Source organism: Leifsonia sp. McL0607, assembly GCF_049993355.1.
Taxonomy (GTDB): Bacteria; Actinomycetota; Actinomycetes; order Actinomycetales; family Microbacteriaceae; genus Leifsonia.
In genome coordinates this window covers 137,805-156,911 of record NZ_CP188253.1, presented here as the reverse complement: position 1 = coordinate 156,911, position 19,107 = coordinate 137,805, and the positions used below count along the sequence as shown (strand labels likewise).

Here is a 19,107-nt window from a genome sequence, read left to right as displayed (position 1 = left end):
TTGCGTTGAGGTGGGCACGAGGCCTGTTAACCACGGTTGTGTGAATAAGAGGTCGCGCCGATAGGTAGGGGTGTGGCGTTGGCGTAGGGCAGGCACGAGCCCTGTTAAACACGGTTTCGACCAAGATTCCGTCGTTGCCCAGGAGTGCTCGTGCCTGCTGTTCCATCTTCCATCATCGAGCCCATTTGGGCGCAGTTCGAAGCGTTGATCCCACCCGTCGTGGACGAGCACCCGTGGGGTGGCCACCGGCCGAGGATCCCGGACCGGATCGTGTTCGACAAGCTGATCCAGGTACTCGTCCTCGGTGCCGCGTACGAGAAAATCGCCGACCACACCTGCTCGGCCACCACGATCCGCCGCCGCCGCGACGAATGGATCACCGCGGGACTCTTCACCGAACTGGAACGGCTCTGCCTAAACGGGTACGAGAAGATGATCGGCCTGGATCTGGCGAACCTGTCCGTGGACGGGTGCATCGTGAAAGCACCCTGCGGAGGTGAGGCCGCGGGCAGATCCCCGGTAGACCGGGGAAAGCAGGGCACGAAACGCTCGGTCCTGGTCGATGGCGGCGGGATCCCGCTCGGCGTCGTCGCAGCGCCAGCGAACCGGCACGACTCGCCCCTGCTCGCCCCGACCCTGGAGAAGCTGGCCCGGTTCGGGTTCGACCTGCCCGAGCAGATCACCGTGCACCTGGACGCCGGCTACGACTCGGGCAAGACCCGCAACCTGCTAAGCAGCCTCGGCTGCGACTGGGTCATCAGCAAGAAGGGCACCCCGCTCCAGGCCGGCGCCCGCTGGGTCGTGGAACGCACGAACTCCTGGCACAACCGCGGCTTCAAGAAGCTCCACATCTGCACCGAACGCCGCGTCCGCGTGATCGACGCGTTCATCGCCCTCGCCAACGCCATCATCATCGTCCGCCGACTACTTCGCGAAGGATGGAAACGCCACCGCTGGCACGGCAGGAGCGCCCGACAACCCTGACCTATCGGCGGAAGCTCTAACTCGTTGGTTTCCAGGACGCCTCGTGCCCGCTGTTCCATCTTCGATCATTGACCCGATCTGGCACCAGTTCGAAGCGCTCATCCCGCCCGTGGTGGATGAGCATCCGCTTGGGTGTCACCGGCCACGTGTTCCGGACCGGGTCGTGTTCGACAAGCTGGTGCAGGTGCTCGTGCTCGGCGCCGCGTACGCAAAGATCGCCGACAGCGCCTGCTCGGCGACCACGATCCGTCGACGGCGGGATGAATGGATCGTCGCGGGGATCTTCACCATGCTGGAGCAGATCTGTCTGGACTCCTACGACAAGATGATCGGACTGCAACTGGGTGACTTGTCCGTGGACGGGTGCATCGTGAAAGCCCCCTGCGGTGGCGAAGCTGCCGGCCGTTCCCCGGTAGACCGTGGGAAACAGGGCACGAAACGCTCCCTCCTGGTCGATGGGCGAGGGATTCCACTCGGATGCGTTGTCGCCGGCGCGAACCGTCCAGACTCCCCGCTGCTTGGTCCGACCCTGGAGAAACTGAGCCGGTTCGGCTTCAACCTTCCCGAGCGAATCACGGTGCACCTGGACGCAGGCTACGACAACACCAAAACCCGCGACCTACTCGACGTCCTCGGGTGCGACTACGTCATCAGCAAGAAGGGCGAACCGCTACAAGCCGGCGCTCGGTGGGTCGTGGAGAGAACGAACTCCTGGCACAACCGCGGATTCCGGAAACTCCAGATCTGCACCGAGGTCCGCACCCGCGTGATCGACGCGTTCATCGCCCTCGCCGCCGCGATCATCACCACCCGCAGCCTCATCCGCGAAGCCTGGACCCGCTACCGCTGGAACACCAGACCCAACCGACAACCATGACCTACCGGCGCGACCTCTAAGAGGTCGCGCCGGTAGGTGATCGTGTTCGACAAGCTGGTGCAGGTGCTTGTTCTCGGCGCCGCCTACGAGAGGATCGCCGACGCGTCTTGCTCGGCCACTACGATGCGCCGACGGCGCGACGAGTGGATCGACGCGGGCGTCTTCCGTACGCTGGAGCAAGCCTGCCTCGACTCCTACGACAAGATGATCGGCCTGGACCTGGCGAATCTGGTGGTCGACGGGTGCATCGTGAAAGCCCCGTGCGGCGGCGAAGCCGCCGGTCGTTCCCCAGTGGATCGCGGCAAACAAGGCACGAAACGTTCGCTTCTGGTCGACGGGAACGGCATCCCGCTGGGACGTGTGACCGCGGCGGCAAACCGGAACGACTCGCTGCTGCTGGCGCCGACACTGGAGAAGCTGAGCCGGTTCGGGTTTCACCTTCCCGAGAACATCACCGTGCATCTGAACGCCGGCTACGACAACGGGAAAACCCGCGACCTGCTCGCCGCCCTCGGCTGCGAGGGAATCATCAGCAACAAAGGGCGAACCACTACAAGCTGGGAGACGATGGGTTATCGAGAGAACCAACTCCTGGCACAACCGAGGCTTCCGCAAACTCCACATCTGCACCGAGCGACGCGAACGAGTCATCGACGCGTTCATAGCCCTCGCCAACGCCATCATCATCACCCGACGCCTGCTCACCGAAGCATGGTCACGCTACCGCTCTGGGACACCAAACCCACCCGACAACCATGACCTACCGGCGGAAACTCTTAGGCATTGAAAGAGCAACTATGTTAGACGTGTCATGAATAGTTTCACTCGAAGATTCCGTAAGGTCTCGGTGGCCGCAGCATCCGTGTTCGCGCTCGCCATCGCGACTCTCGCCTCTGCGCCGGCACAGGCCGCGCCCGAATACATCTACCCGACCGTGTCGCGCACGGTCTCTGACAGCTTCGCGGCTCACGTGTCGCGACAGCCGCCATCGTCCAACCCGGGGACGGATTACGTCGTCCCTGTCGGGACGTCGGTTCAGGCAGTCCGCGCCGGTACCGTCACGATGTCGGCTTGGTGGGGAGACGGCGGCAACACGGTGCGCATCGACCACGGCGGGGGGATCGTCACGGAGTACCTCCACAACAGCGCACTCCTCGTGAGCGCCGGGCAGCGTGTCCAGCAGGGTGAGACCATCGCTCTCTCGGGCAACACCGGCAGCTCCACCGGGCCGCACCTCCATATCGTGCTTCGGATCAACGGCACGAACGTCGACTTCGAGAAGTACGTCGGCGATACGACGGCGAGTCCCGCGGGCGGCACGCTCACCTACGCAGCCGTGCTCGCGACCGGTGGGACGGCGATAGCGAAGGGCGAGCTGAACAGCGCGTGGACCACGCTGACCGGGAGCGTCGACCAGATCGCCGTCGCGGCGATGGCGGGCGGTCCCGTGATCGCGGTCCGGACCACGAACGGCACCGTCCTCACCAAGTCGGGGTACAACGGCGCCTGGACGACGCAGGTGACCGGCGCCCGCTCCGTCGCACTGACCGGCGACGAGACCACGGGGGTGTCGCTCGCCGTGATCCTGGAGAGTGGAACGCTCATCGCGAAGACCGGGCTGGGCGCCCCCTGGGTCACGCTGACCTCGGGGGTGACCGACGTCTCCATCGCGAGCGACCCCGTGTACGGACTGACGATCGCGGCGGTGTCCGAGACCGGCATGATGTCGGTGAAACAGGGGCTCTCCGGATACTGGCAGGCGCTCGTCAACCCCGCGGCTGCGGTCGAAGTGGCCTCCGATCCGCTCCGTGGCCCGACCTTCGTGGTCCTCTCGCCGGAAGGGACGGTGTGGTCCAAGACGGGCATCAGCGCGCCGTGGGTGACGCTGACCTCCGGTGCGACATCGATCGCGGTGGCGAGTGATGCCTCGGTCGGCCCGTCGATCGGTGTCGTGCTCTCCAGCGGCACGGCGATCGTCAAGTCCGGCGGCCTCTATGCGCCGTGGGTGACCATCGTCAACGATGCGCGCGAACTCGCGATCGACTCCGACGCCGGCCGCGGGTTTACCGTGATGTATCTCTCGACCGGTGGCACTGTCGCGGTCAAGAGCGGGCTCGGCGGCACGTGGACGACGATCACGGGCGGCGCGACAGCGATCGCACTGCCTTAGCGATCGCCTCCCTGCGCGCGTTCTGCGCCGCATCGCACGCAGGCGCGCGCGGGGAGCCTCGGATGCGGATATGCTGGCCGGATCAACTGAATACCGGGCCAATCAGGTCGATGCGGGAGAGTCGCGCGCAGTGCGCGGCACCGAAGGAGCAATCCTCCCCGACAATCTCTCAGGTACGTGTACCGCATCGGACTGGCCACTCTGAAAAGCAGGGCAGCGCGCACGCGCTGGTCTCGCCCACGGTGAAAGCCGCGACCGCCTCGACGCGGTCGCGGTGAAACTCTCAGGCCGGATGACAGAGGGGGAGTTCTTCATACGTCAGCGCGCGTCGCGCTGCCGTTCATCCCTCCGGCGACGGCCGGCGAACGGAGAACTCATGAGCTCGCACCAAACCCATACGGAGCAATCGGCCGATTCGGAGCAGCCGGCCAATTCAGAGCAATCGGCTGAACGCACCTCCCCGCTCCACGATGCCCACACGGCGGCGGGGGCGTCTTTCACCGACTTCGCCGGCTGGCAGATGCCGGTCCGTTACTCCAGCGATCTGGCGGAGCACCACGCCGTCCGCACCGCCGCCGGCCTGTTCGACCTCTCGCACATGGGCGAGATCGTGCTCATCGGTCCGGAGGCCGGCCAGGCGCTCGACTACGCGCTCGCCGGCAAGCTGTCGTCGCTCGCGCTCGACCAGGCGAAATACAGCATGCTGCTGTCGCGCGTCGGCGGGATCCTCGACGACCTCGTCGTCTACCGAACGGGCGACGACCGCTACATGGTCGTCGCGAACGCGTCCAACCGGGAGGCCGTCGCCGAAGAGCTGCGCGACCGCACCGCCCCGTTCGACGTGGAGGTCTACGACGAGAGCGACGACATCGCGCTGATCGCAGTGCAGGGCCCCGCCGCCCTGAGCGTCGTGCTGGCCACCCCCGGGTTCCACATCGAAGGCGGCGACTTCGCGCAGCGCGTCACCGACCTCAAGTACTACTGGAGCGTCCCGGCCGAGTTCGAGACCCATCCGGTGCTCGTCGCCCGTACCGGTTACACCGGCGAGGACGGCTTCGAGTTGTACACCGCGCCGGACAACGCCCGTGCCCTGTGGGACGCCCTCCTGGAGGCCGGAGCAGCGCAGGGACTGGTCCCCGCGGGGCTCGCCAGCCGTGACACGCTGCGGCTCGAGGCCGGGATGCCGCTCTACGGTCACGAGCTGGGTCGCGACACGATGCCTGCCCAGGCCGGGCTGGGCCGCGTGGTCAACCTTGCCAAAGACACCGACTTCGTCGGCCGCGCCGCGAGCGAGGAGGGCCCGGACGCCGAGGCGCGCGTGCTCGTCGGCCTCATGGGCGAGGGCAAGCGGGCAGCCCGCGCCGGGTACCCGGTGCTCGCGCGCGCCGTCGACGGCGGCGACGAGGAGGTCGGCGTCGTGACCTCCGGCGCCCTCTCGCCCACGATCGGCGTCCCGATCGCCATGGCGTACGTCTCGCCGCGGTTCGCCCGCCCCGGCACCGAACTGCACGTCGACGTGCGCGGTTCCAGCCTTCCGTTCACCGTCACCGCCCTCCCCTTCTACAGCAGAAAGAAGCATTGACATGGCCGCAGAGCAGGACCTGAAGTACACCGCCGAGCACGAGTGGCTCCTCGTCGAGGGCGACACCGCGACCGTCGGCATCACCGGCTATGCGGCCGAGAAGCTGGGCGACGTGGTCTTCGTCGAACTGCCCGCCGAGGGCAGCGATGTCGCGGCCGGGCGTGTGGTCGGCGAGATCGAGTCGACCAAGTCGGTCGGCGAGCTCTTCGCCCCGGTCGACGGCACCGTCGCCGAGGCAAACCAGGCCGTCGTCGACGCGCCCGAGCTGGTCAACAGCGACCCGTTCGGCGATGGCTGGCTCATCAAGGTCACCTTCAGCGCCCTGCCCGACGGTCTCCTCTCCTACAGCGAGTACAAGGCCCTCACGGGCGAGTAAGGCTTCTGCACGACATGAGCGACCTGTTCCAGATGCGTCACATCGGCACCGACGGGGACGCGCAGCAGTCCATGCTGTCCGCCATCGGCTTCGAATCGGTGGAGGCTCTCGTCTCCGCCGCCGTGCCGGACTCCATCCGCGTGGACGCCTCCCACGTGTCCACGCTGCCCGCTCCCCTCAGCGAGCGAGCAGCCCTGCGCGAACTGCGAGCGCTCGCCGCCCGCAACACGGTGAACCGCAGCCTGATCGGACTGGGCTACTACGGCACCATCACGCCGGCGGTGATCAAGCGCAACGTCCTCGAGAACCCGGGCTGGTACACCGCGTACACGCCGTACCAGCCGGAGATCTCGCAGGGTCGCCTGGAGGCGCTCATCAACTTCCAGACGATGGTGTCCGACCTGACGGGTCTGGACACTGCGAACGCGTCGATGCTCGACGAGGGCACCGCGGTCGTCGAGGGGATGCTGCTGGCGCGCCGCGCCTCCAAGGCCGCCGGTGTGAAATTCGTGGTCGACGCCGACACCTTCCCGCAGACGCTCGCGCTGCTGCGCAACCGCGCGGAGGCCGTCGGCATCGAGCTCGTCGTTCTCGATCTCGCGTCGACGCCCGCGGATGCCCCCGAGCTGCACGAGGCGTTCGGCCTGTTCGTACAGTACCCTGGCGCCTCCGGCCGGGTCTGGGACCCGTCCGCAGTGATCGCCTCGGCGAAGGCCGTCGGCGCGGTCGTGGTGACCGCGGCCGACCTGCTCGCGCTCACGCAGCTGACCTCGCCGGGCGAGCTCGGTGCCGACGTCGCCGTCGGCACCAGCCAGCGGTTCGGCGTCCCGATGGGCTTCGGCGGGCCGCACGCCGGCTACCTGGCCGTCCGCAAGGGTCTCGAGCGCCAGCTCCCCGGCCGCCTGGTCGGCGTCTCGCAGGACGCGATCGGCAAGCCCGCCTACCGGCTCACCCTGCAGACCCGCGAGCAGCACATCCGCCGCGAGAAGGCGACCTCCAACATCTGCACCGCGCAGGTGCTATTGGCGGTCATGGCCGCGATGTACGCCGTCTACCACGGCCCCGCCGGCCTCCGTGCGATCGGCCGTCAGGTGCACCTGTCCGCCGTCGCTGTCGCCGAGGCGCTTCGCGCGGCCGGCGTCGAGGTGCGGTCGCGGTCGTTCTTCGACACCCTCGTCGTCAAGGCGGACGACGCGGCTGTCGTCGTCGAGCGCGCCCACGAGCGCGGCCTGCTGCTGCACGCGGTCGACTCGGGCCTCGTCTCGCTGAGCCTCGACGAGGAGTCGGCGGCCGACCTGCGCGACGGCGTCTTCCCGCTCGCCGACCTGATCGAGGTGCTCGGCGGCACGGTGGCGGGCGAGGCGACCGTCTCGTTCGGCTCCGAGCCGTCGTTCGAGCCGGCGCTCGCCCGCACGTCCGCGTTCCTCACGCACCCTGTGTTCTCCACGCACCACTCGGAGACCGCTCTGATGCGCTACCTGCGCCAGCTGCAGGACCGCGACTACGCGCTCGACCGCGGGATGATCCCGCTCGGCTCGTGCACGATGAAGCTCAACGCCGCCACCGAGATGGAGGCCGTCACCTGGCCCGAGTTCGCGGCCCTCCACCCGTTCGCGCCCGCCGCCGACGTCGCGGGGTCGCTGGAGCTGATCGACCAGCTCGAGGGCTGGCTCGCCGACATGACCGGCTACGACACCGTCTCGCTGCAGCCGAACGCGGGCAGCCAGGGCGAGCTCGCCGGCCTCCTCGCGATCCGCGGGTACCACCGCTCGCGCGGCGACGACCAGCGCACGGTGTGCCTCATCCCGCAGTCCGCGCACGGCACCAACGCGGCTTCGGCCGTCCTCGCGGGGATGAGCGTCGTGGTGGTCGCGACCGACGAACTCGGCAACGTCGACCTCGACGACCTCCGCGCGACGATCGCAGCGAACGCCGACACTCTCGCGGCCCTGATGATCACGTACCCGTCGACGCACGGCGTCTACGAGCACCAGGTCGTCGCCATCACCGCGGCGGTGCACGAGGCCGGCGGCCAGGTCTACGTCGACGGCGCCAATCTCAACGCCCTGCTGGGCTATGCCCGGTTCGGCGACTTCGGCGGCGACGTCAGCCACCTCAACCTGCACAAGACGTTCTGCATCCCGCACGGCGGCGGTGGGCCGGGCGTCGGCCCGGTAGCGGCGAAGGCGCACCTCGCGCCGTTCCTGCCCGGGCACCCGCTCGCGCAGGACGCCACGCACGTGCTCGCCGCGACGCACGTGCTCGCCGGCGCCGGGGGTGACGAACACAGTGGCGACGCCGAGCGCATCGTGCACGGCGGCGGTCCCGTCTCGGCGGCGCCCTACGGTAGCCCGAGCATCCTCCCGATCAGCTGGGCCTACGTGCGGATGATGGGCGCCCAGGGCCTCACCGACGCCACCGGCGCCGCGGTGCTCGCGGCCAACTACGTCGCGGCGCGGCTTCGCGAGCACTTCCCGGTGCTCTATGCGGGCGAGAACGGTCTCGTCGCGCACGAGTGCATCCTCGACGTCCGGCCGCTCACCGAGCGCACCGGCATCACCGTCGACGACGTCGCCAAGCGGCTCATCGACTTCGGCTTCCACGCGCCGACGATGTCGTTCCCTGTGGCGGGCACGCTCATGGTCGAGCCGACCGAGAGCGAGGACCTCGCCGAGCTCGACCGCTTCGTCACCGCCATGATCGCGATCAAGGCGGAAGCCGACGCGGTGGCGGCGGGGGAGTGGCCGGCCGACGACAACCCGCTGCGAGGCGCTCCGCACACCGCGGAGTCCGTCGCGTCGTCCACCTGGGACCACGCCTACACGCGCGAGCAGGCCGTCTACCCCGTGCCGGCCCTGGTGCGGAACAAGTACTGGCCTCCGGTGCGGCGCATCGACCAGGCCTACGGCGACCGCAACCTCTTCTGCGCCTGCCCGCCTCCCGAGGCCTTCGCGTAGGCGCGAGCACCCGTCGAGTACGCCGAAAATCGGCCGGAAACCGCCGAGTACGCAGAACGTCTGCGTACTCGGCGGTGCCGGCTAGCTGTATGAGGCCACGACGTTGTTGACGCGGAGCGGTGTGCCGCTCGCACCCATCGCTTGTGCGAAGGCGTGGGGCGAAGGCAAGAGCCGTTGTCCGTCACGATGCGTTCGATGTTAGTGGTGCCGTGCGCCGCGAACCAGGTGCGGGCGCGGTCGAGGAACGCGACGGCTGTGACGGCCCTCTCGTCGGGCAGCGCTTCAGTGTAGGCGAGTCTTGAGTACCCGTCGATCGCGGAGTGCAGGCAGGCATATCCGGTCTTGGTGCCGCGTGTCTTCGTGCGCGCGACGACCTTGGCGTGCTCGCTTGCTTTGCCGTGCGCGCGCCAGCCGCCGCCGTCGGGGATGCGCCCGACTTTCTTCACGTCGATATGAACCATGTGAACGGGCCACTTGGCGATGATGCGCTGCGGCTCCCGGTTGGTCTCTCCATTCGGGTCGCTGAATTTGCGCCGGTTCAAGCCGAGCTGCGAGAGCAAGCGCGTGATGGAGGTGAGCGTATTCGGTCGCGTGCCAGGTCGATGCTTCCAAGCCCCAGCTTGCATATCCGACTAGAGCTGAGTCGTCGATGGCAACAAGCGCCCGAATCCTCGGTTCGGGGAGGAACAGCATCGCAGCTAGCGCCGTGTCCAGGTCTCGGCGAAGAGGCGCGGCCCGTTCGTACAGGGCATGGTCGAGGAGTTGGACCAATTCAGGCAGATCGCTCTCGCGCACCGGGCGGACTGAGACCGATTCAGCAATCACAGGTGATCGACTCCACAGGTGCGGTCAGCGAGTCCTTTGCCCGAAGGATGCGGCCATGCTCGTCCTCGACGGGGTAGCCCTCGCGGGCCCAATACTCAAAGCCGCCGATCATCTCCTTGACCTGGTAGCCCAGCCTCGCGAACTCCAGCGCGGCCCGGGTCGACCCGTTGCAGCCCGGGCCCCAGCAATACGTCACGATCGGCGTCTCCAACGCAACCTCATCGAGCGCACGGGACACGATCTCAGCGGTCGGCATGTGTACGGCCCCGACGATGCGCCCCTGCGCCCAGGCAGCGTCCCCACGAGAGTCGATCAGCACGAACCGGGCATCGCGTTCCTGATCAGCGTGCACATCTGAGGCGTCGGTCTCGAAGGCGAGTTTGCCCGCAAAATGCGCGACGAAGAGGTCGGTCGAGACGGTAGTAACTGTCATGCCCGAAACGCTATTCACGGCCACACGCAATCTAAAGGGCCGTTCCCCGGCGCTCGGGCCCGAATGGCTTCGATTTCATGGCAGTGTTGCCACATGACCGCGAATCTCCCTTTTGAGCCTGACAGAGTCGATACTGCGATCCTGTCGTCGCTCAGGCCAACGGCCGGCAAAGCATCGCAGAGCTGGCGCGGGGTATCAACATGAGCCACAGCGCCACCGCCGAGCGCGTACGCCGACTCGAAGAATCCGGTGTCATCAGCGGCTACGGCGCGCACGTCGACCCAGAACGACTGGGCTTCACCATCCTGGCGTACCTCCGCTTGAGGTACCCCAGCAGCATCTACGAACCGCTCCACACCCTGCTCGCCAACATTCCCGAGGTCATCGAGGCGCACCACGTCACCGGCGACGACTGCTTTATCATGAAGGTCGTCGCGACCAGCATGAAACACCTGGAACAGGTCAGCGGAAAAATCGGCACCCTCGGCAGTGTCACCACCAGCGTCGTCTACTCCTCACCCTTGCCACCCCGCCCGCTACTCCCGCCCGACTAACCAGCCGCAGCTACGCGTCGACAACCTCCTGGCCAGCAACAGCTAGCTAGGCGAAGATGCCGGGCCAAAGGGCGACGGCGAGGGGGTAGCCGACGAACGAGACGATGTCGATGATGACGTGCGCGACCACCAGCGGCATCACCCGGCCCCAGCGGGTGTAGCACCAGCCGAAGACGACCCCCATGATGGCGTTGCCGACGAAGGGTCCGAATCCCTGGTAGAGGTGGTAGGTGCCGCGCAGGACGGCGGCCGAGAGGATGATCGTCCACTGTCCCCATCCGAGCTGGCGCAGACGGGTGAAGAGGTAGCCGACGATGATCACCTCCTCCTGCAGACCGGCGCGGACTGCGGCGAAGATCAGGATCGGCACGGTCCACCAGTAGGTGTCCAGCGGCGAGGCCTGCACCTGCACCGTCAGCCCGAGCACCCGGCCGAGCGCATAGAAGAGGATGCCGGGAACGCCGATCACGAGGAAGAGCAGCGCGCCGCCGCCCAGGTCGCGGCCAGGTCGGCTCAAGTCGAAGCCGATGCGTCGGAAGCCGCTGCGCCGGGGCTGCCAGAGCAGGAAGATCACCAGGGCGACCGCGAACAGCGGGAACGCGTTGCCGAGGAACTGGTAGACGAAGTCGAAGACCTGACGGCTCGACTGGGACGGGTTCACCTGGGCCGTCTGGTCGGCCAGGGGCGTGCTCCGCGTGGAGCGGTCGATGATCGAGACGATCGAGTACACCGCGGACTGGCCGAGCGAGACGCCCAGGACGATCGCCACCTCCCACCAGAGGCGCGACCGGCCGCTTCGCTCGACGGGAGTCTCGGCCGACCACGTCGCCGGGGCCGCCGCCGTCGTGTCATTGCTCATATGTGCATCCTGCCAGGCTGCGGGCGCCTGGGGTGCGATATTGTACCTGCGCGAATTTCGCCCCGTGGATGCGCGATGCGCGCGGATTCTTGTGTTTGGCGCTTCAAGGGCGCCGATCTGAGGGCCGCAACGCAACAATCCACCGACTGAGTTACCACTGTGTAACGTTTTCCTGCCTCATTTTGCATTCACCCTCAACGGTACCTAGGGTCAGTCTTATCCCGCGGGGTTCGGGTGCTCTCGCACGCCCGTACCGTCGCACACTTCGCACAGGAGGAACATTGCACATCAAGGGAAGAAAGGTCAGGTACGCGGTCAGCGCCGTCGCAGTCGCCGGTGTTGCTGCGCTCGCGCTGTCAGCCTGCACCACGTCCGGCAGCACGGGCACCTCGTCCACAGCCAAGGGCGGCACCGTGACGGTCGCTGTCGTGAACGACTTCACCTCGTTCAACTCGCAGACCCCGCAGGGCAACCTGGACACCAACGGCCAGGTCGGCTACCTCGACGGGTCGTACGGTACTGGTTTCCAGTACATCGACAACAACTACAAGATCGTTCACGACGACAAGTTCGGCAAGTTCGAGAAGCTCTCGGATGACCCGCTGACGGTCAAGTACACCCTGAACAAGAACGACAAGTGGTCCGATGGACAGCCGGTCACCGCTGACGACATGATCTTCGCCTGGGCCATCGCCTCCGGTCACTACGACTCGGCGAAGTTCGACGACCAGGGCAACGTGACCAGCGGCACCCAGTACTTCACGATCGCGGGCTCGACCGCAGGAGTCGACTCGACGGCCTTCCCGACCGTGGGCGACAACAACACGTCGATCACCCTCAAGTACGCCACGCCTTACGTGGACTGGGAGCTCGTCAACCCGATCGCCCAGCCCGCGCACATCGTGGCCAAGAAGGCGGGGCTCTCCTCGGCCGCCGACCTGACCAAGCTGCTCAAAGGCCTGCCCAAGGGCGACCCGAGCAACCCGGCTCCGGTGGACGCGACCCTGAAGAAGGCCGCCGACTTCGTCAACACCGGCTACGACGTGACCGCGTTCCCGACCGACAAGGACCTGCTGGTCTCCTCCGGCCCGTTCGTCGTCTCGTCGTGGACCCCCGGCCAGTCGCTCACGATGGAGCAGAACAAGTACTACGACGGCGGACTCAAGCCGAGCGTGGACAAGATCGTGTTCCGCATCATCCCGGACGCCAACGCCCAGGTCACCGCTCTCCAGAACGGTGAGGTCGACATCATCAACCCGCAGGCCTCGGCCGACACGCTCACCGCCCTCAAGCAGACGAGCGCGAAGGTCCTGACCGGCGACCAGGCGTCGTACGACCACCTCGACCTGAACTTCGGTTCGCAGGTCTTCGCCGACCCGAAGGTCCGTGAGGCGTTCCTCAAGACGATCCCGCGTCAGCAGATCCTCGACTCGATCGTCACCCCGGTGAACCCGAAGGCCAAGGTCCTCAACTCGCAGATCTGGCTGCCGAACCAGCAGCCCGAGTACGGCGACTCCGTGAAGAACAACGGTTCGAGCAAGTACGACAAGGTCGACATCGAGGGCGCCAAGGCGCTGCTCGCCGGTGCCACCCCGACCGTCCGAATCCTGTACAACACGAACAACCCCAACCGTGTCGACGAGTTCCAGGCCATCCAGACGTCTGCCGCCAAGGCCGGCATCAAGGTCGTCGACGCTGGCTCGCCGGACTGGAGCAAGCTCCTCCCGGGCGGCAACTACGACGCGTCGCTCTTCGGCTGGATCAGCCCGGGTGCCGGCACGTCGCAGATCCCGCAGCTGTTCACCACCAACGGTGGCGGCAACTACAACCGCTTCTCCGCGGCGAACGACGACGCTCTGGCCACCCAGACCACGCTCGACAAGAACAAGCTGGTCTCGCTGGAGAAGAACATCGACAAGACCGCCTTCTCGCAGGGCTACGGTCTGCCGCTGTTCCAGCTGCCGGGTGTCTTCGGCGCCAACGCACGCGTCGACGGCGTGAAGTACATGGGCAACCAGAACGGCCCGTTCTGGAACTTCTGGGAGTGGACCGTCAAGTCCTCGACCGCGAAGTAACGCTCGACCCAGAGAGTGCCCGGGAAACCCCCGGGCACTCTCGCGACGGGGCGTCGGCTTCGAGTCGACGCCCCGTTATCATGTACTCGGCGGTCGTGATCCGACCGTTATCTCGAAATCGCGCCTGGCGAGCCCCCAACTCCGCCGACCGACCCGTTCATGGCGCGCCCTGTCAGTGAAGGTTTTGAACCTATGGCGAGTTTCATCCTGAGACGTCTCCTTGTCTCAGTACTCATCATCATCGCCGCTTCGTTCCTGATGTACATGCTGGTCGCGTACAGCGCCGACCCGCTCCAGGATCTGCGAAGCAGCAATTCCCCCAACAAGACGCAGCTCATCAATGCGCGCATCCAGCTCCTCCAGCTCGACGTCGTCCCTCCGTTGCGGTGGCTGCTCTGGCTCGGAGGCGCCGCCAAGTGCCTCATCCCGTTCGCCAACTCGTGCGACCTCGGATCGACCATCTCGAACGCGAAGGTGGTGGACATCCTCCCGCAGGCGCTCGGCTCGACCGTCCAGCTGGTCACCGTCGCCCTCATCCTCGCGATCCTTCTCGGTGTCACCATCGGCATCGTCACCGCCCTGCGGCAGTACAGCGGGCTCGACAACGTCGTCACGTTCCTCAGCTTCTTCCTATACTCCCTGCCGGCGTTCCTCGTAGCCGTGCTCCTCAAGGAGTTCGTCGCCATCGGCTTCAACAACTTCCTCACGAACCCGACGATCCCGTGGTGGGTCGCGGTGCTGATCGGGGTGGTGGCCGGACTCATCTGGCAGTCGCTCATAGGCGGCGATATGCGCAGCCGCGCCATCACGTTCGCCGTCTCCGGCGTCGCGACCGCGGGCGTCCTGCTGCTGATGAGCGCGACCAACTGGTTCCTTCACCCGGGCCTCGGGCCGGTCGTGATGATCCTCCTGATCGCCGGCGCCGTGACCGGCGCGACCGCGCTGACCGCGGGGCTGCAGAACCGCCGGGCGCTGATCTCTGCGAGCATCGCAGGTGCCGTCGCGCTGATCTGCTACTTCGGACTGCAGTGGCTGTTCAACATCTCCACGCCGTCCACGATCGTCATCCTGGCGATCGTCGCGATCGTCGTGAGCCTCGGCATCGGCTGGCTCGTGGGAGGCTACGACCGCGGTCAGAACATGCGCGTCGCCGTCATCGTCACGATCGTGTCGGGCTTCCTCATCGTGGTCGACCGTTTCATGCAGGCGTGGCCGACGTACTTCCAGGACACCAACGGCCGCCCGATCGCGACGGTCGGCTCGTCCACCCCGGGCCTCGAAGGCGACATGTGGGTGACGGGGCTGGACACGTTCACCCACCTCGTGCTGCCGACCATCGCGCTGCTGCTGATTTCGTTCGCGTCGTACACGCGCTATTCGCGGGCCGGCATGCTCGAGGTCCTCAACCAGGACTTCATCCGCACGGCGCGGGCCAAGGGCCTCCCCGAGCGGACGGTCGTGGTGCGGCACGCGTTCCGCAACATGCTCATCCCGATCACGACGCTGGTGGCGTTCGACGTCGGAGCCCTGCTCGGTGGCGCGATCATCACGGAGAAAGTGTTCGCCATCCCCGGCATGGGCTCGCTGTTCTACGCAGGCCTGTTCCGCGGCGACCTCAATCCCGTCATGGCATATTTCGTCGTGATCGCGATCATGGCCATCCTGTTCAACTTCCTGGCAGACCTGGCCTACGCCGCGCTCGACCCGAGAGTGAGGGTCCGCTGATGTCGACCACTGAACCGATGATCGCCGACGAGCTGCAGGAGCCGAGCTCCCCGCCCGTCAGCCAGGGCAAGCTGATCTGGAAGCGCTTCCTCTCGAACAAGATCGCCGTCGCCAGCGCCGTCCTGTTCATCCTCATCGTGCTGTTCTCCATCTCCGCCATCGGCATCGGCCCGATCCACGGCTGGTGGAAGTACGACTTCAAGGAGCTGAACGATCAGGTCAACCAGGGCGCTCCCAGCGCCGAGCACCCGTTCGGACAAGACCGCATCGGCAAGGACTACTTCGCCCTCACCATGCGCGGCATCCAGAACTCGGTGCTCGTCATGGTCGTGCTCGGCCTGATCGCGAGCGTCGTCGGCGTCGTGGTCGGCGCCATCGCGGGGTACTTCCGCGGTGTGGTCGACGCGATCCTGATGCGCATCACTGACGTCTTCATCGTGATCCCGGCGCTGGTCATCGGCTCCGTCGTCGGTCACATGTTCGGAGGCCTCGGCGCGTTCTTCCTCGCCCTGATGCTCGGGTTCTTCTCGTGGATGGGCATCGCGCGTCTGGTGCGCGGCGAGTTCCTGTCGCTGCGCGAGCGCGAGTTCGTCGAGGCGGCCAGGGTGGCCGGTGCGTCGGACACGCGCATCATCTTCAAGCACATCCTCCCGAACGCCATCGGTGTCGTGATCGTGTCCTCCACGCTGATCATGGCTTCGGCCATCCTGCTCGAGACCGCGCTGTCGTTCCTCGGCTTCGGCATCCGGCCGCCGGACGTCTCGCTCGGCCTGCTGATCAGCTCGAACGAGTCGGCGTTCCAGACCCGTCCGTGGCTGTTCTGGTGGCCCGGCGCGTTCATCGTGACGCTCGCGCTGCTGGTCAACTTCGTCGGCGACGGTCTGCGTGACGCGTTCGACCCGCGTCACCGCCGGTTCAACCTGCGCAAGATGCGCGAGCAGGAGCCTGAGGAAGGCGAGGACGACGAGTTCGGGCCCCGCACGGGCGCATCCCTCGCGGAGGACGTGCTGTGACATCCGCCCGCGCTGCGATGCTGGTGGCCCCCGGTTCTCCCGGGTCAGGCCGCCAGCATGGCAGCGAGCGTGCCGACCGCGAGCACGACCAGCACTGCCAGCGTGACGATGTGCCAGCGGACCGACACGGGCACCTGGTCCGCCAGACCGCTGTCGATCGCGCCGCTCTGCTGGAGCTGGGCCCAGCGGCGGCGGACGACCTCGGCCGCGGCTCCCGACTCGGTCGACAGCAGGTCGCCTGGGCGACGCGCGCTGTCCGCGACGTTCGGCTTGCCGATGCGTCCCCTGGTCTCCTGGCGGGTGGCGCGCAGCGTGCGGGCCGTGCCGGGGGCGGGCGCGGACCATACCGGGAACTTGCGGCCGGGCGTGTACAGCGTGAGCGCATACTTGGTGTCCACGTGGATGAGAGCCTGCCACGGGATGAGGATGGTGCGCGTGACGTTGACCACTTCGATGCCGTCGTCGGCCACCGTGAGCTGCGGGCGCCAGAGCAGCGCCCAGCCCACGAACGCGAACAGTGCGCACGGCACAACGTAGAGCAGGCGCATGTCGTGCACGCTCACCAGAAGGCCGACGATCAAGGCGGCAGCGGCCGCCCCGATCAGCACGGCAAGGACCCGGTTGAACCGGGACACGAAAACCTCGCGTTCGGCGGGCGAGACGTAGGGCATGGCTCCATGCTCTCATCCCGCACCGTCTCCGCCTCGCCCGAGCGCACCCCCGAAAGGAACCACGAATCATGACCGAGAACACCACCGGTGGGGCCGGGGTCGTCATCGGCGCCCCCGTGCTGGAGGTCACCGACCTGTCTGTCGATTTCGGCGTCGACAACATCTGGGTGCCCGCGGCCAAGAAGCTGAACTACACGATCAAGGCGGGGGAGGTGCTCGCCATCGTCGGCGAGTCCGGCTCCGGCAAGAGCGCGAGCTCGATGGCGATCCTCGACCTCCTGCCGGAGAACTCACGCGTGCAGGGATCGATCAAGCTGGAGGGCCGCGAGCTGACCGGGCTCACGCCCCCGCAGATGCGTCGCGTGCGCGGACGCCAGGTCGCGGTGATCTTCCAGGAGCCGATGACGGCCCTCAACCCGGTCTACACTGTCGGTTCCCAGATCATCGAGACGCTGCGCATCCACTTCGGGATGTCGCCGCACGAGGCGAAGGAGCGCGCGCTCGAGCTGCTCGAGATGGTCGAGCTGCCCGACCCCGTGAAGGCGTTCAACTCGTATCCGCACCAGCTCTCGGGCGGCCAGCGCCAGCGAGCCATGATCGCGCAGTCGATCTCGTGCGACCCGAAGCTCCTCATCGCCGACGAGCCCACCACGGCGCTCGACGTGACAGTGCAGGCCGAGATCCTCGAACTGATCCGCAGTCTGCGCGATCGCCTCGACAGCGCGATCCTCCTCATCACCCACGACATGGGCGTCGTCGCCGACCTCGCCGACAACATCGTGGTGATGCGCAAGGGCGACATCGTCGAGTCCGGCACGGTCAAGGAGGTCTTCGACGCGCCGCAGCACCCGTACACGATCGCCCTCCTCGAGGCCGTTCCGCACCTGGGGCAGCGCGAGGACGAGGAGATCGACACGACCGCCGCCCTCGCCGCTGGGACCGAGAACCCGGACGCCGAGTTCGCCGAACGCATCCGCGTCAATGAGCGCATCGCCGCCGCCGAGCACGAGAAGGCGGAGATGGACAAGCGGAAGGTCGTCGTCGACTTCGAGAAGGTCGCCATCGAGTACCCGAAGCACGGCCGGGTCCCGGCATTCCGGGCCGCGACGGACATCGACCTCACCATCCACGAGAGCGAGGTCGTCGGCCTGGTGGGTGAATCGGGCTCGGGCAAGACCACGCTCGGTCGCGCCGCGATCGGGCTGCTGCCCATCCACTCGGGCAAGCTCGTCGTCGCCGGCCAGGACATCAGCAAGGCGAACCGCGACGAGATCCGCAAGCTGCACCGCAACGTCGGCATCGTGTTCCAGGACCCGTCGTCGTCGCTGAACCCGCGCCTCCAGATCGCCGATTCGATCAGCGAGCCGCTGCGCCTGGCCAAGGGACTCAAGGGCGCCGGCCTGGCCAAGGAGGTCGACCGCCTGCTCGACGCCGTCGAGCTGCCGCGCGGCTACCGCAGCCGGTTCCCGCACGAGCTCTCCGGAGGCCAGAAGCAGCGCGTCGGCATCGCTCGCGCGCTGTCGCTGAAGCCGCAGGTGCTGATCGCGGACGAGCCGACGAGCGCGCTCGACGTCTCGGTGCAGGCACGCGTGCTGGAGCTGATGCAGCAGCTTCAGAAAGAGATGAACTTCGCGTGCCTCTTCATCACGCACGACCTCGCCGTCATCGACGTGCTGGCCGATCGGATCGCGGTTATGCACCACGGCAGGCTGGTCGAGGTGGGCACGCGCGACGAGATCCTGCGCTACCCGAGGGAGGCGTACACGCAACGCCTCCTCGCCGCGGTGCCGCTGCCCGACCCGGAGCAGCAGCGCGCCCGCCGCGCCCTGCGCCTGGAACTGCTCGCCGCGGGCTCCGACGAGGTCGTTCCCGTCAACGAGGGCCTGCCCCAGCAGCCGGAGCCGCCGGTGGCCCAGGGGCTGTAACCCTCGTAAGTTCCCATCGAGCTGAGAAGGCAATCGCAGCAGCCCTCGGCAAACGCGGAAAGTGGGCGGGCGCGAAATCGA

The 19,107-nt window shown here is 67.0% G+C and carries 15 protein-coding genes, 1 pseudogene and 1 riboswitch; of the genes and pseudogenes, 12 read left to right on the top strand and 4 right to left on the bottom strand.

What is annotated here, in order from left to right:
• Window positions 1-150 precede the first annotated feature (150 nt).
• From ACPPVW_RS00705 to gcvP, 7 genes are all read left to right on the top strand, one after another.
• Entirely contained in the window at window positions 151-984 is an 834-nt protein-coding gene (locus ACPPVW_RS00705) for an IS5 family transposase (protein WP_426623971.1), read from the top strand.
• Window positions 985-1,027: 43 nt separating this feature from the next.
• Complete coding sequence (locus ACPPVW_RS00700; RefSeq protein ID WP_426623674.1) at window positions 1,028-1,861, top strand: IS5 family transposase; 834 nt, start codon at window positions 1,028-1,030, stop codon at window positions 1,859-1,861.
• A gap of 36 nt (window positions 1,862-1,897) precedes the next feature.
• Complete coding sequence (locus ACPPVW_RS00695; protein WP_426624652.1) at window positions 1,898-2,620, top strand: transposase; 723 nt, start codon at window positions 1,898-1,900, stop codon at window positions 2,618-2,620.
• An 88-nt stretch (window positions 2,621-2,708) separates the two neighbouring features.
• Window positions 2,709-4,031: a M23 family metallopeptidase gene (locus tag ACPPVW_RS00690; protein WP_426624651.1), complete on the top strand. Its 1,323-nt coding sequence runs from the start codon at window positions 2,709-2,711 to the stop codon at window positions 4,029-4,031.
• Between the two features lie 103 nt (window positions 4,032-4,134).
• Window positions 4,135-4,226: riboswitch (glycine riboswitch) on the top strand.
• 181 nt (window positions 4,227-4,407) lie between these two features.
• Window positions 4,408-5,613, top strand: coding sequence for a glycine cleavage system aminomethyltransferase GcvT (gene gcvT / locus ACPPVW_RS00685; protein WP_426624650.1), 1,206 nt, complete (start codon window positions 4,408-4,410; stop codon window positions 5,611-5,613).
• A gap of 1 nt (window position 5,614) precedes the next feature.
• Window positions 5,615-5,989: a glycine cleavage system protein GcvH gene (gene gcvH, locus ACPPVW_RS00680; protein ID WP_426624649.1), complete on the top strand. Its 375-nt coding sequence runs from the start codon at window positions 5,615-5,617 to the stop codon at window positions 5,987-5,989.
• A gap of 14 nt (window positions 5,990-6,003) precedes the next feature.
• Window positions 6,004-8,946: an aminomethyl-transferring glycine dehydrogenase gene (gene gcvP, locus ACPPVW_RS00675; RefSeq protein WP_426624648.1), complete on the top strand. Its 2,943-nt coding sequence runs from the start codon at window positions 6,004-6,006 to the stop codon at window positions 8,944-8,946.
• A 132-nt stretch (window positions 8,947-9,078) separates the two neighbouring features.
• Here the strand turns inward: gcvP and ACPPVW_RS00670 are convergent.
• Both ACPPVW_RS00670 and ACPPVW_RS00665 read right to left on the bottom strand, forming a co-directional pair.
• Window positions 9,079-9,284 (bottom strand): annotated as a pseudogene (locus ACPPVW_RS00670) (DDE-type integrase/transposase/recombinase); the annotation flags it as partial.
• A gap of 476 nt (window positions 9,285-9,760) precedes the next feature.
• Window positions 9,761-10,204: a rhodanese-like domain-containing protein gene (locus tag ACPPVW_RS00665; RefSeq protein WP_426626350.1), complete on the bottom strand. Its 444-nt coding sequence runs from the start codon at window positions 10,202-10,204 to the stop codon at window positions 9,761-9,763.
• Window positions 10,205-10,404: 200 nt separating this feature from the next.
• Between ACPPVW_RS00665 and ACPPVW_RS00660 the strand changes: the two genes are divergently transcribed.
• The gene (locus ACPPVW_RS00660; RefSeq protein ID WP_426624647.1) at window positions 10,405-10,758 is read left to right on the top strand and encodes an Lrp/AsnC family transcriptional regulator; all 354 of its coding nucleotides are present in this window, start codon (window positions 10,405-10,407) and stop codon (window positions 10,756-10,758) included.
• A 46-nt stretch (window positions 10,759-10,804) separates the two neighbouring features.
• On the opposite strand, the gene ACPPVW_RS00655 is transcribed toward ACPPVW_RS00660, so the two are convergent.
• Window positions 10,805-11,617, bottom strand: a complete 813-nt coding sequence (locus ACPPVW_RS00655; RefSeq protein ID WP_426624646.1) for a CPBP family intramembrane glutamic endopeptidase — start codon at window positions 11,615-11,617, stop codon at window positions 10,805-10,807.
• Window positions 11,618-11,898: 281 nt separating this feature from the next.
• Between ACPPVW_RS00655 and ACPPVW_RS00650 the strand changes: the two genes are divergently transcribed.
• The 3 genes from ACPPVW_RS00650 to ACPPVW_RS00640 all read left to right on the top strand — a co-directional run bounded on the left by ACPPVW_RS00650 (window position 11,899) and on the right by ACPPVW_RS00640 (window position 16,430).
• Window positions 11,899-13,692, top strand: coding sequence for an ABC transporter family substrate-binding protein (locus tag ACPPVW_RS00650; RefSeq protein ID WP_426624645.1), 1,794 nt, complete (start codon window positions 11,899-11,901; stop codon window positions 13,690-13,692).
• Between the two features lie 192 nt (window positions 13,693-13,884).
• The gene (locus ACPPVW_RS00645) at window positions 13,885-15,417 is read left to right on the top strand and encodes an ABC transporter permease subunit (RefSeq protein ID WP_426624644.1); all 1,533 of its coding nucleotides are present in this window, start codon (window positions 13,885-13,887) and stop codon (window positions 15,415-15,417) included.
• Window positions 15,417-16,430, top strand: a complete 1,014-nt coding sequence (locus tag ACPPVW_RS00640) for an ABC transporter permease (protein WP_426624643.1) — start codon at window positions 15,417-15,419, stop codon at window positions 16,428-16,430. The genes ACPPVW_RS00645 and ACPPVW_RS00640 overlap by 1 nt, the downstream gene beginning before the upstream one ends.
• 44 nt (window positions 16,431-16,474) lie before the next feature.
• Here the strand turns inward: ACPPVW_RS00640 and ACPPVW_RS00635 are convergent, their stop codons facing one another.
• The gene (locus ACPPVW_RS00635) at window positions 16,475-17,101 is read right to left on the bottom strand and encodes a PH domain-containing protein (RefSeq protein WP_426624642.1); all 627 of its coding nucleotides are present in this window, start codon (window positions 17,099-17,101) and stop codon (window positions 16,475-16,477) included.
• A gap of 68 nt (window positions 17,102-17,169) precedes the next feature.
• On the opposite strand from ACPPVW_RS00635, the gene ACPPVW_RS00630 reads away from it, so the two are divergent.
• Window positions 17,170-19,026: an ABC transporter ATP-binding protein gene (locus ACPPVW_RS00630; RefSeq protein WP_426624641.1), complete on the top strand. Its 1,857-nt coding sequence runs from the start codon at window positions 17,170-17,172 to the stop codon at window positions 19,024-19,026.
• The last annotated feature ends 81 nt before the right edge of the window (window positions 19,027-19,107 follow it).

What these genes read in the sequence shown, in the direction of transcription:
- ACPPVW_RS00660 (WP_426624647.1), top strand. Translation starts at nt 10,405, where the DNA reads ATGAGCCACAGCGCCACCGCCGAGCGCGTACGCCGACTCGAAGAATCC.
- ACPPVW_RS00645 (WP_426624644.1), top strand. Translation starts at nt 13,885, where the DNA reads ATGGCGAGTTTCATCCTGAGACGTCTCCTTGTCTCAGTACTCATCATC.
- ACPPVW_RS00655 (WP_426624646.1), bottom strand. Translation starts at nt 11,617, where the DNA reads ATGAGCAATGACACGACGGCGGCGGCCCCGGCGACGTGGTCGGCCGAG.
- gcvH (WP_426624649.1), top strand. Translation starts at nt 5,615, where the DNA reads ATGGCCGCAGAGCAGGACCTGAAGTACACCGCCGAGCACGAGTGGCTC.
- ACPPVW_RS00630 (WP_426624641.1), top strand. Translation starts at nt 17,170, where the DNA reads ATGACCGAGAACACCACCGGTGGGGCCGGGGTCGTCATCGGCGCCCCC.
- ACPPVW_RS00635 (WP_426624642.1), bottom strand. Translation starts at nt 17,101, where the DNA reads ATGCCCTACGTCTCGCCCGCCGAACGCGAGGTTTTCGTGTCCCGGTTC.
- gcvT (WP_426624650.1), top strand. Translation starts at nt 4,408, where the DNA reads ATGAGCTCGCACCAAACCCATACGGAGCAATCGGCCGATTCGGAGCAG.
- gcvP (WP_426624648.1), top strand. Translation starts at nt 6,004, where the DNA reads ATGAGCGACCTGTTCCAGATGCGTCACATCGGCACCGACGGGGACGCG.
- ACPPVW_RS00665 (WP_426626350.1), bottom strand. Translation starts at nt 10,204, where the DNA reads ATGACAGTTACTACCGTCTCGACCGACCTCTTCGTCGCGCATTTTGCG.
- ACPPVW_RS00640 (WP_426624643.1), top strand. Translation starts at nt 15,417, where the DNA reads ATGTCGACCACTGAACCGATGATCGCCGACGAGCTGCAGGAGCCGAGC.